A 12,566-nucleotide genomic window follows, 5' to 3' on the forward strand; every position below is an offset into this window, starting at 1 on the left:
GGCTCACTCGCCGCCTGTCCCCCGGTCCCGAGGACCGCACGAAACCGTCAATTCCGGTCGTTCACCGGCCTGTTGCGGCTGCGTTCGGTCCACGTCCTCTCACGATACGTGGCCTGGTCAGTCCTTGGGGGCGAACGTGTCGAACGCCGTCTTGCGCAGCGTCCTGCACTCCGCGCCGTCCCACTCGCTCGCCTTGCAGCTGATCATGATCGAGTAGCCGTGCTTGGCATCCACCTTGAAGCCGCGGTTGAGCACTCGTACCCGCTGACCGCTCTGGTTACGCTCGAAGCTCCAGTCGGCGACCGTGGGGTAGCCCTTGTAGGCGACGGTCTTGATACCGAGGTGCTTGTAGCCGTCACTGCTGCCCCTGACAGCGCCGAGCGCGGCCGTCCATGCGGCCTTCGCGTCGTCCCCGGGGCTGTTCGTGAAGTCCACCTGGACGCGCGGGAAGCCGCCGTCGGCGCTGAAGATCGCACCCGAGTTCTGACCCGCGGTGCCGGTGCGGCGAAAGGCCTTCGGCATCGCCATGGTGAAGTGGAACTGGTCGTTGGAGACCATCACGTACCCGGCGGGGATCCCGCCCGCGCCGGCGCCGGTGCCCTTTCCGCCGGACGGCTGGGTGCCGCCCGTGCCGTTGCTCCCGCCGCCGTCCTTCCCGTCGTTGCCCCCGGTGGAGCCGTCGCCCCGGCCCTGGTCCTTCTGACCGCTGCCGCCGCCCTTGGCACCGTCCTTGCCCTTGGCGTCGCCGCCCGCGGTGGATCCGGCGGTCGTGCCGTTCTTGGGCTTGCCCTGGCCGCCCTTGTCGTCGTCCCCGCCCAGCGCGAGGACGAGCACGGTGGACAGGACGGCGAGCGCGGCGACGACCGCGATGACGACCAGCGTCCGCTTGGGCACCACATCGGTGAGCGGCGCCCGCACGGGGGCCGTCCGCGTGACCGCGGGTCCGGGCGCCGGCTCGGGGGCCGCGGCCTTGGTGGCGGCGGGCTTCGGCTCGGCCTTCGCCGCCGCGTTCCGCACGGAGCGGAGCGCGCCGCGGACCCGCTCGGCAGCCGCGTCGGCGGCGTCCTTGGCGCGGTCCCTGGCGGGAACGGCGGGCTCGGGCGGGAGCGGTGGCAGCGCGACCACCCGGGTCGCCTCGGGCGACGGCTCCGGCCCGGCCGGCTGCTCCGGCGTGTGAACGACGTCCAGCAGCAGCGCCCGCGCACCCGCGTCGTCGAGCCGCTGCGCCGGGTCCTTGGCGAGCAGGCCGTAGATGACCTCCTCCAGCGGCCCGGCGTTCTTCGGCGGGTCGAGGGGCTCGGTCATCACGGCGGTCAGGGTGGCGATCGCGGAGCCCTTGTCGTACGGCGGGCAGCCCTCCACGCTCGCGTACAACAGCCCGCCCAGCGACCAGAGATCGGCGGCCGGGCCCGGCTTGTGGCCGCGGGCGCGCTCCGGCGAGATGTACGAGGGCGCGCCGACGAGCATGCCGGTCGAGGTGATGGAAGGGTCGCCCTCGACCTGCGCGATGCCGAAGTCGGTGAGTACGACCCGGCCGTCCTCGGCGATGAGCACGTTGGACGGCTTCACATCGCGGTGCAGGATGCCCTCGCGGTGCGCGGAGCGCAGTACGTCGAGAATGGCGAGGCCGACCTCGGCCGCCCGGCGGGGCGTCAGGATGCCGTCCTCGCGCACGGCTTCGGCGAGCGACTTGCCCTCGACGAGCTCCATGACGATCCACGGCCGGTCGTCCTCGTCGACCACGTCGTAGACCGTCACCGCGCCGTGGTTGCGGATCCGGGCGATCGCCTTGGCCTCGCGCAGCGTGCGCGTGATGAGGCGGCGCTTCTCTTCCTCGTCGATGCTGTTGGGGAACCGCAGTTCCTTCACGGCGACCGTGCGGCCGAGCGTCTCGTCGACGGCCCGCCATACGGTGCCCATGCCGCCGCGTCCGAGGACGCCTCCCAGCCGGTACCGCCCGGCCAGCAACCGCCCCTCGGCGGTCGTCTGCCCGCGCCCCTGCGATGCGCCGCTCCTGGCGGCCTCGGGCCGCCCGGCCCCGGCTTGCGCACCGGAGTGGGCGCCCGGCGTGGCGCGCTTCGCGTCACCGCTCCCGGCACCCCGCACCGCGTCGGCCTTCGCCGCGTCCCGCACGTCCTGGCGGGCCGCGGCCGCGTCGTCCTTCGTGCCGGACTCCGAACCCTTCGCCGCCCCGCCGGACTCCGATTCCTTCACCGCGCCCGGCTCCGATTCCCTCGCACCGGCACGGCGGGCGTCCGCCTGCCCGGACTTCACGCTGTCGCCCGCAGTCGACGGCGCGTCCTTCTTCACCTCAGCTTGCCCGGCGGCCGACTTGGCGCCGCCGGCCTCGCCGGTCCCGGTGTCCGGCTCGGTGCCCTTCGCACCACCGCTCCCGGCACCCCGCCCCGCGTCGTCCGCTGCGTCGTGTCCGGCGCCCGACATCGCGTCCTTGCCCGTGCTCACGCCCGAACTGCCGTCCTCGCGCCCGACCGGGCCCGCGGCCGGGACACGCCCGCCGCTTCCGTCCGCGTCCCGCAGAGGGCTCCGTGTCGTGTCCCGCGACTGCTCCGCCTCCGACATGCGTCCCCTCTGCGATCCCTGATCTTCGCCCGCGCCTGCCGCTATCCGCGCGATGCGGTAACCCGCCCTGGAAGAGCCCCCATTCTCTCTCACTCCAGGACCGGCCGGTCTCCCGGGTCCACCGTGCGTCAGGAGGGCTCCGGAGGAAGGGATTCCGCTGGATCCTAGTGCCGCGATCGGCAATGTTTGCCCGTCAAGGAGCGTCGTCCGGTGCGTGCCATCGCAAGGCGGCCGGAGGTCCTTGTAGCGGAGCTATCAGGGCTTTTGGCCAACGCAGCGAGGGTGCGTGCCGGGCGGCGCGACAGGGCAAAGCTTACCGGGAGGGCACTAGATCGGGACGATGTCCGGCGCCCCCAGCCGCGCCGCGTCCGCCGTCAGGTCGTCCGGCTGCCGCTGCGACTCGCGCTCGGCCTCCACCCGCTTCTCGTAGTGCTCCACCTCCTTCTCGATCTGCTCCTTGTCCCAGCCGAGCACCGGGGCCATCAGCTCCGCGCACTCCCGCGCACTGCGCGTCCCCCGGTCGAAGGTCTCGATGGAGATGCGGGTCCGTCGCGTGAGGACGTCGTCGAGGTGGCGCGCTCCTTCGTGCGAGGCGGCGTAGACGACCTCGGCCCGCAGATAGTCGTCTGCGGCGGCGAGCGGCTCGCCGAGCCTCGGGTCGGCCGCGATCAGCTCCAACAGCTCCTCGACCAGGGATCCGTAACGGTTGAGCAGATGCTCCACCCGGACGACATGGAGGCCGGTGCGCGCCGCGATCCTCGCCCGTGCGTTCCACAGGGCCCGGTATCCTTCGGCTCCCATCAGCGGCACGTCCTCCGTGACGCAGTCCGCGACGCGCTGGTCCAGTCCGTGCACCGCCTCGTCCACGGCGTCCTTCGCCATCACCCGGTAGGTCGTGTACTTCCCGCCGGCGACGACGACCAGGCCGGGCACCGGGTGCGCGACCGTGTGCTCGCGACTGAGCTTGCTGGTCGCGTCCGACTCCCCGGCGAGCAGCGGGCGCAGTCCCGCGTAGACCCCTTGGACGTCGTCGCGGGTGAGCGGCACGGCCAGCACCGAATTGACGTGCTCCAGCAGATAGTCGATATCGGCGCTGGATGCGGCCGGATGGGCCTTGTCGAGGTCCCAGTCGGTGTCGGTGGTGCCCACGATCCAGTGCCGTCCCCAGGGGATGACGAAGAGCACGGACTTCTCGGTGCGCAGGATGAGTCCGGTGGTCGAATGGATCCGGTCCTTCGGTACGACCAGATGGATGCCTTTGGATGCCCGGACATGGAACTGGCCCCGCTCGCCGATCAGGGCCTGGGTGTCGTCCGTCCACACCCCCGTGGCGTTGACGACCTGCTTCGCCCGGACCTCGTACTCCCCGCCTTCCTCCACGTCCTGCACCCGGGCGCCGACGACCCGCTCCCCCTCGCGCAGAAAGCCGACCACCCTGGCCCGGCTGGCGACTTGCGCGCCATAGCTCGCGGCCGTACGCACCAGGGTCGCCACATAGCGGGCGTCGTCCATCTGGGCGTCGTAGTACTGCAAGGCGCCCACCAGGGCGTCCTTCTTGAGGCAGGGGGCGACCCGCAGTGCGTTGCGCCGGGAGAGATGGCGATGGACGGGCAGGCCGCGTCCATGGCCCGAGGACACCGACATCGCGTCGTACAGCGCGACGCCCGATCCGGCGTAGAACCGCTCCCAGCCCTTGTGCTGCAACGGGTAGAGGAAGGGCACGGGCCGGACGAGATGCGGGGCCAGCCGCTCCAGCAGCAGTCCGCGCTCCTTGAGCGCCTCCCGCACCAGCGCGAAGTCCAGCATCTCCAGATAGCGCAGACCGCCGTGGATGAGCTTGCTCGATCTGCTCGATGTGCCCGAAGCCCAGTCGCGGGCCTCGACCAGGCCGGTGGACAGGCCGCGTGTCGCGGAATCCAGTGCGGTGCCGGCGCCGACCACTCCGGCACCTACCACCAGCACGTCCAGCTCGCGCTCCGCCATCGCGGCGAGCGCCTCGGTGCGCTGCGCGGGTCCCAGTGTCGCTGTCCTCACTGCTGCCTCCCGTCGCCCCCGTTGGCCAGGCTCACAAATTTGATTCTGTCCGCACTCCCCGACTTCAGCCACCGCCTGTGGACAACACTCGGGCGGCCAGAGCCTCGCAATGCCACATGTCGGTCATATTTACTCCTAGTCTGACATTGCGCGTGCTCGTTCTGTCCACAGCACTTGCACACTGCGTCACCCTCGGCTATTGGGAAGGACGGCTCACCGCCATGCCCGCAGATCTCGCCGTCATCGGACTCGGCCACCTCGGACTGCCACTCGCCCAGGCCGCCGTAGCCGCGGGCATCGAGACCATCGGATACGACACGGACCCCCGCCCCGTCGCCGAACTCGCCGCGGGGCGGCCGCCCGTGGACGGTTCGCTCACCGCCTCCGAAATCCGCCGGATGCTCTCGGGGGGCTTCCGGCCCACCACCGACCCGGCCGAGCTGGGCCGGGTCCGTACCGCCGTCATCTGCGCCCCCACACCCCCGGGCGCGAACCGCACGCTCGACCTCACCGCGGTCGGCGACGCCGCCCGCGCCCTGGCCGCACGGCTGCGCCCGCGCACCACCGTGGTGCTCGAATCCGCCGCCGAGCCCGGCACCACGGAGAGCTACCTCCGCTCCATCCTCGAAGAGGGCTCAGGCCTGCGCGCGGGACGCGACTTCCATCTGGCGTACTCCCCCAGCCGGCTCGACCCGGGCAACCGCACCCACGGCTACACCGGCACCCCCAAGGTGATCGGCGGGCTCACCCCCGCCTGCACCGAATCGGCAGCCGCGTTCTACGGCCGCGTCACCGACAAGGTCGTGCGCGCCCGCGGACCGCGCGAGGCCGAGGCGGTGAAGCTCCTGGAGACGAACTTCCGGCACGTCAACATCGCCCTGGTCAATGAGATGGCGGTGCTCTGCCACGGCCTCGGCATCGACCTCTGGGACGTCATCCGCTGCGCCGAGACCAAGCCGTTCGGCTTCCAGGCCTTCCGCCCCGGCCCGGGTGTCGGCGGCCACGGCGTCCCCGTCGACACGGTGGGCACCCACCGCACCCTGCGCCTCGTCGAGCTCGCCGGCCAGATCAACGAGCGCATGCCGCAGTACGTGATCCAGCGCGCCGCCACCCTGCTCAACGAACACGGCAAGTCCGCCCGCGCGGCCCGCGTCCTGCTCCTCGGCATCACGTACAAGCCGGACCTCGCCGACCTCGAAGGCTCCCCCGCGCCCGAGATCGCCCAGCGCCTGATGGAACTGGGCGCATCGGTCAGCTACCACGACCCGTACGTCCCCGACTGGCGCGTACGCGACCGCCCGGTCCCCCGCGCGGACTCCCTCTACGAGGCGGTGGCCAACGCGGACCTGACGATCCTGCTCCAGCACCACCGCACCTACGACCTCCAGAGCCTCGCTGTGAAGGCCCAGATTCTCCTGGACACCAGGGGTGCCTCCCCGGCGGGCACGGCGCACCGTCTGTGAGGGCATGCGAAGGGCCCGGCACCCTCACGGTGCCGGGCCCCACCCGCGTTCGAGCCGCGTACGAACAGACCTCAGCGCTTGTGCTGGGAGTCCGCGACGGTCACCTCGACGCGCTGGAACTCCTTGAGCTCGCTGTAGCCCGTCGTCGCCATGGCCCGCTTCAGCGCGCCGAAGAAGTTCATCGAGCCGTCCGGGCTGTGCGACGGCCCGGTGAGGATCTCCTCCGTCGTGCCGACGATGCCCAGGTCGACGAGCTTGCCGCGCGGGACGTCCTCGTGGACGGCCTCCATGCCCCAGTGGTGGCCGCGGCCGGGGGCGTCCGTCGCGCGGGCCAGCGGGGAGCCCATCATCACGGCGTCCGCACCACAGGCGACGGCCTTCGGCAGATCACCGGACCAGCCCACACCGCCGTCCGCGATGACGTGGACGTACCGGCCGCCGGACTCGTCCATGTAGTCGCGGCGGGCCGCGGCGACATCGGCGACGGCGGTGGCCATCGGGACCTGGATGCCCAGCACGTTACGGGTGGTGTGCGCCGCGCCGCCGCCGAAGCCGACGAGGACGCCGGCCGCGCCGGTGCGCATCAGGTGCAGGGCCGCGGTGTACGTGGCACAGCCACCGACGATGACCGGGACGTCGAGCTCGTAGATGAACTGCTTCAGGTTCAGCGGCTCCGCGGCGCCCGAGACGTGCTCGGCCGAGACGGTCGTGCCACGGATGACGAAGATGTCCACACCCGCGTCGACGACGGCCTTGGAGAACTGCGCGGTGCGCTGCGGCGACAGCGCGGCGGCCGTGACGACGCCGGAGTCGCGCACCTCCTTGAGGCGCTGCCCGATCAGCTCCTCCTTGATCGGGGCCGCGTAGATCTCCTGCAGACGGCGGGTCGCGCTCTCGGTGGGCAGCTCCGCGATCTCGTCGAGGAGCGGCTGCGGGTCCTCGTACCGGGTCCACAGCCCCTCGAGGTTCAGCACGCCCAGTCCGCCCAGCTCACCGATGCGGATCGCGGTCTGCGGGGAGACGACGGAATCCATGGGGGCGGCCAGGAACGGCAGCTCGAAGCGGTAGGCGTCGATCTGCCACGCGATCGAGACCTCCTTCGGGTCCCGGGTGCGCCGACTCGGTACGACGGCGATGTCGTCGAACGCGTACGCCCTGCGGCCGCGCTTGCCGCGCCCGATCTCGATCTCAGTCACGATGTGTGGCCTTTCCCTCTACGTCTGCGCCTACCAGTATCCCCGACACACACGTCAGGGGCGGTCCCGGCCATCCCCGGAACCGCCCCTGACAAACCCGTGCGACTACTTCCTGCTGTAGTTCGGCGCCTCGACCGTCATCTGGATGTCGTGCGGGTGGCTCTCCTTGAGACCCGCGGACGTGATCCGTACGAACCGGCCGCGGTCCTGCAGCTCCGGCACCGTCCGCCCGCCGACGTAGAACATCGACTGGCGCAGACCGCCGACCAGCTGGTGGACGACCGCGGACAGCGGGCCGCGGTAGGGCACCTGGCCCTCGATGCCCTCGGGCACCAGCTTCTCGTCGGAGGCGACACCCTCCTGGAAGTAGCGGTCCTTGGAGAAGGAACGCTGCTCGCCACGGGACTGCATCGCGCCGAGCGAGCCCATGCCGCGGTACGACTTGAACTGCTTGCCGTTGATGAACATCAGCTCGCCCGGGGACTCCTCGCAGCCCGCGAGCAGCGAGCCGAGCATCACCGTGTCGGCGCCCGCGACCAGGGCCTTCGCGATGTCGCCGCTGTACTGGAGACCACCGTCGCCGATGACCGGGATGCCCGCCGCCTTCGCCGCCAGCGAGGCCTCGTAGATCGCGGTGACCTGTGGAACGCCGATTCCGGCGACGACTCGCGTCGTACAGATGGAGCCGGGGCCGACGCCGACCTTGATGCCGTCGACACCGGAGTCGATGAGCGCCTGGGCGCCGTCGCGGGTCGCGACATTGCCGCCGATGACGTCGACGGACGAGTTGGACTTGATCTTGGCGATCATGTCGCCGACCAGCTTGGAGTGACCGTGCGCGGTGTCGACGACAATGAAGTCGACCCCGGCCTCGATCAGGGCCTGGGCACGCTCGAAGGCGTCACCGGCGACACCGACGGCGGCGCCGACGAGAAGCCGGCCCTCCTTGTCCTTCGCCGCGTTCGGGTACTTCTCCGCCTTGACGAAGTCCTTGACGGTGATGAGCCCCTTGAGGATGCCCGCGTCGTCGACCAGCGGAAGCTTCTCGATCTTGTGGCGGCGCAGCAGCTCCATGGCGTCCACGCCGGAGATGCCGACCTTGCCGGTGACCAGCGGCATCGGGGTCATGACGTCGCGCACCTGCTGGGAGCGGTCCGTCTCGAAGGCCATGTCGCGGTTGGTGACGATGCCGAGGAGCTTGCCCGCCGCGTCGGTGACGGGGACGCCGCTGATCCGGAACTTTCCGCAGATCGCGTCGGCCTCGGCAAGCGTGGCGTCCGGGTGCACCGTGATCGGATCGGTGACCATGCCGGACTCGGAGCGCTTCACCAGGTCGACGTGGTTGGCCTGGTCGGCGATGGAGAGATTGCGGTGCAGTACGCCGACGCCGCCCTGGCGGGCCATCGCGATGGCCATCCTGGCCTCGGTGACCTTGTCCATGGCGGCGGACAGCAGCGGGATGTTCACCCGGACGTTCTTCGAGATGAACGAGGAGGTGTCGATCTGGTCGGGCGCCATGTCCGACGCGCCTGGCAGCAGCAGCACGTCGTCGTAGGTCAGCCCGAGTGTCGCGAATTTCTCGGGCACTCCGTCGACGTTGGCAGTCATGACACCTTCCCCAAATGGCCTTGATCGGTGCGGATGTCCATGCTAACGGGATCCGAGGGTGTCTCATTCCACGATCAAGATCGATGAGCAGCTTTGTACGTTCACACGTACGTAGGTCATACGTACGGAGGGGGCGTCCGGTTCAACCCGGCCGCCCCTGGTCACCGCTACTGCTCCGCCAGTGCCCGCAGCCGGCTCAGCGCCCGGTGCTGCGCCACCCGCACCGCGCCGGGGGACATACCGAGCATCTGCCCGGTCTCCTCGGCGGTGAGTCCGACCGCGACCCGCAGCACCAGCAGCTCCCGCTGGTTCTCCGGGAGGTTGGCGAGGAGTCGCTTGGCCCACTCCGCGTCGTCGCTGAGCAGCGCCCGCTCCTCCGGGCCGAGCGAGTCGTCGGGCCGCTCGGGCATCTCGTCGGACGGCACGGCCGTGGATCCGGGGTGCCGCATGGCCGCGCGCTGCAGATCGGCGACCTTGTGCGCGGCGATGGCGAAGACGAACGCCTCGAAGGGGCGTCCCGTGTCCCTGTAGCGCGGCAGCGCCATGAGGACCGCGACACAGACCTCCTGAGCGAGGTCCTCGACGAAGTGACGGGCATCACCGGGCAGCCGGTTCAGCCGCGTCCGGCAGTAGCGCAGCGCGAGCGGGTGCACACGGGCCAGGAGATCGTGCGTGGCTTGCTCGTCTCCGTCGACGGCACGGTGAACGAGTGCACCGATGGCCCCGTGGGCAGTCGCCGCCTCGTCGTCACGCATCGGTCCATGGTGCCTTGGCTGCCGCTGATCCGTGGCACCGTGTCCGTAGTTGTGCACCGAAGCGTTATGAGCAGGTGCGCCGGAAGTCATCTCCTGCGCCCTCCCCTTGCGCTCGACCGACTCGTTCCTGAGGAACTCCACACCTCAAGGATGCGGCATCGCGCGGGAAACATGCGCCCCCCGTCGCCGACCGCCCCGCCCACCGCCGGGTCAGCGGGGCTCATGATGCCTGCGGGACCCCTGGGGCGCACCGGGCGCGCCAGTTCCTGCGGCTCGCCTCCGGGGCGCCCCAGCGGCTGTCGACGATCAACCGAGCTCGGTCCCTCGTACCTCGGGACCTCTGCACGCTTTTCTTTCCGACAGCCGCGCGCCCCTTCGGCTCGCTCGCCAGGAGTGGTCCCGGCCTCACCCGGCACCGCTCAGCGGACCAGGCCCCAGCGGAATCCGAGCGCGACGGCGTGCGCCCGGTCCGAGGCGCCCAGCTTCTTGAACAACCGCCTGGCGTGCGTCTTCACCGTGTCCTCGGAGAGGAACAGCTCACGCCCGATCTCGGCGTTGGACCTGCCGTGGCTCATTCCTTCGAGCACCTGGATCTCCCGCGCGGTGAGCGTGGGCGCGGCTCCCATCTCGGCCGAGCGCAGCCTGCGCGGGGCGAGCCGCCAGGTCGGGTCGGCGAGCGCCTGGGTGACCGTGGCCCGCAGCTCGGCGCGCGAGGCGTCCTTGTGCAGATATCCACGCGCGCCGGCCGCGACGGCGAGCGCGACGCCGTCCAGGTCCTCGGCGACGGTGAGCATGATGATCCGGGCGCCGGGGTCGGCGGAGAGCAGCCGGCGGACCGTCTCGACGCCGCCCAGTCCGGGCATGCGTACGTCCATCAGAATCAGGTCCGAGCGGTCGGCGCCCCAGCGGCGGAGGACTTCCTCGCCGTTGGCCGCGGTCGTCACGCGCTCTACGCCGGGCACGGTTGCGACCGCGCGGCGGAGCGCCTCTCGGGCGAGCGGGGAGTCGTCGCAGACGAGGACGGATGTCATGGCCGCCCTCCGCAGCTGATGCGCGTCACCTTGAGCCTCCAGGCTGGTTACGTATCGTCACCTGTGCGGTTGACGCCCCCGGACATCTGCCCGAGCGCTTGTTCTCTCAACCGCCTCCGCACTCTCAACGACGGTCACTCGAAAGAGTTACGGGTGCGACGGGCACCTTCGGCACTCTACGTGAGGACCCATGAGCGGAGGAGAGCGACACAGCCCATCGACGCGCCACATGGCCGCTATGCCCCATTTAGCGGCATTTCTTCCCTTTTGCTGGTGTCTGTGGCTAGATTCGCAATGAGTCATATTTACATCTACTTACACCGTAGATGTACGGTCGGACCTTCAGGCATCCACTCAGCACGGTTACAAGGGGACATGCGCTATGGCAGATTTCTCCCGCCTTCCCGGACCGAACGCCGATCTGTGGGACTGGCAGCTGCTCGCGGCATGCCGTGGGGTAGACAGCTCACTCTTCTTCCACCCGGAGGGGGAGCGCGGCGCGGCAAGGAGTGCGCGCGAGAACTCGGCGAAAGAGGTCTGCATGAGGTGCCCGGTGCGCGCGGAGTGCGCGGCGCACGCACTGGCAGTGCGGGAGCCCTACGGGGTATGGGGCGGACTGACGGAGGACGAGCGTGAGGAGCTCATGGGGCGGGCGCGGCACCGGCTGATCCCGGCAGGCGGCGCGGGCGGCAGCCCGCACGGCTGACATCCAGGCCGTCATCTTCGAAGAAACGTTCCTGCACCGACCGGCCCAGTGACGGGCGACGGTGCAGTGGTGGAGCGGCGCAGTGGCGCGGGTTCAGCGAGCGGCGGCCAGTGCGAGCTGGTCCAGGGTGGCCGCGACCGCGGGGACCTGAGCCAGATCAGGGAGGGTGAGAGCAACGATTTCGCGGTGCACCGACGGCTCCACCGCCACCGTACGGGCGCCCTTGGGCAGCACCGACTCCAGCGCGAGCTCCGGCAGTACGGCCACGCCGAGACCCGCGCCGACCAGTCCGACCACGGCCGGGTAGTCGTCCGTGGCGAAGTCGATCCTGGGCGTGAAGCCGGACTCCTCGCAGACCGCCACGAGCTGGCGGCGGCAGCGCGGGCACCCCGCGATCCACGGCTCCTCCGCCAGATCGGCGATGGAGACCGCACCGGCGTCCACGAGCCGGTGCCCCTCGGGCACCAGGCCGACGAGCCGGTCGCTCAGCAGCGGCCGTACGACCAGGTCCTCCCACTCCGCACCCGCCGGGCCGTACCGGAAGGCCAGCGCCACATCGCAGTCGCCCTCGCGCAGCATCTCCTCCGAGCGCGGCGGCTCGGCCTCGACGAGCGAGACGCGCGTGCCGGGGTGCGCCGCGCGGAGGGCGGCGAGTGCGGTGGGCACGAGCGTGGAGCTGCCGCTGGGGAAGGACACCAGGCGGACCCGGCCCGCGCGCAGACCCGCGATCGCCGCGACCTCCTCCTCGGCCGCGGTCAGCCCGGCCAGGATCCCGGCGGCATGGCGCACGAGCACCTCGCCGGCCTGGGTCAGGCGCATCTCCCGGCCGGTCCGGATCAACAGCGGGGTCCCGGCGGAGGTTTCGAGCGCCTTCATCTGCTGGCTGACGGCGGGCTGGGTGCAGCCCAGCTCGCGCGCCGCGGCGGAGAAGGACCCGGTGGCGGCCACGGCGCGCAGGACGCGGAGATGGCGGGCTTCGATCACCCTGCAAGCATAAGGCCCTCTTGGGGTGCGAGCTAATTTTCACTTGGAAGCTTTGGGGGCTCGGCCAGGGCCTGTCCGGTCGATCTGCCCGGCAAGATCGGCCGGACAGGGCCTAGGGCCTGTCGTTCGGATCAGGCCGGCAGCGACATCTGCGGCTACCGCCGCGGGGCGAGCGGGGTCTGGCGCGTGCAGATGCAAGGCGGAGGAGG

Annotated in this window: 9 protein-coding genes; 2 read left to right on the forward strand and 7 right to left on the reverse strand. The window is 70.8% G+C overall.

All coding sequences use genetic code 11. The features are described from left to right. Positions 1-117: 117 nt before the first annotated feature. Both ACZ6ZQ_RS28315 and ACZ6ZQ_RS28320 read right to left on the reverse strand, forming a co-directional pair. Complete coding sequence (locus tag ACZ6ZQ_RS28315; RefSeq protein WP_469771334.1) at positions 118-2,580, reverse strand: serine/threonine-protein kinase; 2,463 nt, start codon at positions 2,578-2,580, stop codon at positions 118-120. A 327-nt stretch (positions 2,581-2,907) separates the two neighbouring features. Then, complete coding sequence (locus ACZ6ZQ_RS28320; protein WP_469771335.1) at positions 2,908-4,614, reverse strand: glycerol-3-phosphate dehydrogenase/oxidase; 1,707 nt, start codon at positions 4,612-4,614, stop codon at positions 2,908-2,910. A 221-nt stretch (positions 4,615-4,835) separates the two neighbouring features. On the opposite strand from ACZ6ZQ_RS28320, the gene ACZ6ZQ_RS28325 reads away from it, so the two are divergent. Continuing rightward, on the forward strand, positions 4,836-6,077 hold the full coding sequence (locus tag ACZ6ZQ_RS28325) for a nucleotide sugar dehydrogenase (protein WP_469771336.1): 1,242 nt from the start codon (positions 4,836-4,838) through the stop codon (positions 6,075-6,077). A 71-nt stretch (positions 6,078-6,148) separates the two neighbouring features. On the opposite strand, the gene ACZ6ZQ_RS28330 is transcribed toward ACZ6ZQ_RS28325, so the two are convergent. From ACZ6ZQ_RS28330 to ACZ6ZQ_RS28345, 4 genes are all read right to left on the reverse strand, one after another. Continuing rightward, a complete protein-coding gene (locus ACZ6ZQ_RS28330; RefSeq protein WP_469771337.1) occupies positions 6,149-7,273 on the reverse strand; it encodes a GuaB3 family IMP dehydrogenase-related protein in 1,125 nt (374 codons plus the stop codon). 105 nt (positions 7,274-7,378) lie between these two features. Then, positions 7,379-8,881, reverse strand: a complete 1,503-nt coding sequence (guaB, locus tag ACZ6ZQ_RS28335) for an IMP dehydrogenase (RefSeq protein ID WP_469771338.1) — start codon at positions 8,879-8,881, stop codon at positions 7,379-7,381. A gap of 167 nt (positions 8,882-9,048) precedes the next feature. Then, positions 9,049-9,636 carry a sigma-70 family RNA polymerase sigma factor gene (locus ACZ6ZQ_RS28340; protein WP_469771339.1) on the reverse strand — a complete coding sequence of 196 codons (588 nt, stop codon included), beginning with the start codon at positions 9,634-9,636 and terminating at the stop codon, positions 9,049-9,051. Between the two features lie 419 nt (positions 9,637-10,055). Further along, positions 10,056-10,667 carry a response regulator transcription factor gene (locus ACZ6ZQ_RS28345; RefSeq protein WP_003948568.1) on the reverse strand — a complete coding sequence of 204 codons (612 nt, stop codon included), beginning with the start codon at positions 10,665-10,667 and terminating at the stop codon, positions 10,056-10,058. Positions 10,668-11,049: 382 nt separating this feature from the next. On the opposite strand from ACZ6ZQ_RS28345, the gene ACZ6ZQ_RS28350 reads away from it, so the two are divergent. Beyond that, positions 11,050-11,373 (forward strand): WhiB family transcriptional regulator, encoded by a 324-nt coding sequence (locus ACZ6ZQ_RS28350; protein ID WP_453660296.1) that lies wholly within the window; start codon positions 11,050-11,052, stop codon positions 11,371-11,373. Between the two features lie 93 nt (positions 11,374-11,466). Here ACZ6ZQ_RS28350 and ACZ6ZQ_RS28355 read toward each other — a convergent pair whose 3' ends face one another. Continuing rightward, positions 11,467-12,357 (reverse strand): LysR family transcriptional regulator, encoded by an 891-nt coding sequence (locus ACZ6ZQ_RS28355; RefSeq protein ID WP_469771340.1) that lies wholly within the window; start codon positions 12,355-12,357, stop codon positions 11,467-11,469. Positions 12,358-12,566 lie beyond the last annotated feature (209 nt).

Source organism: Streptomyces sp. NPDC053673 (assembly GCF_055585225.1).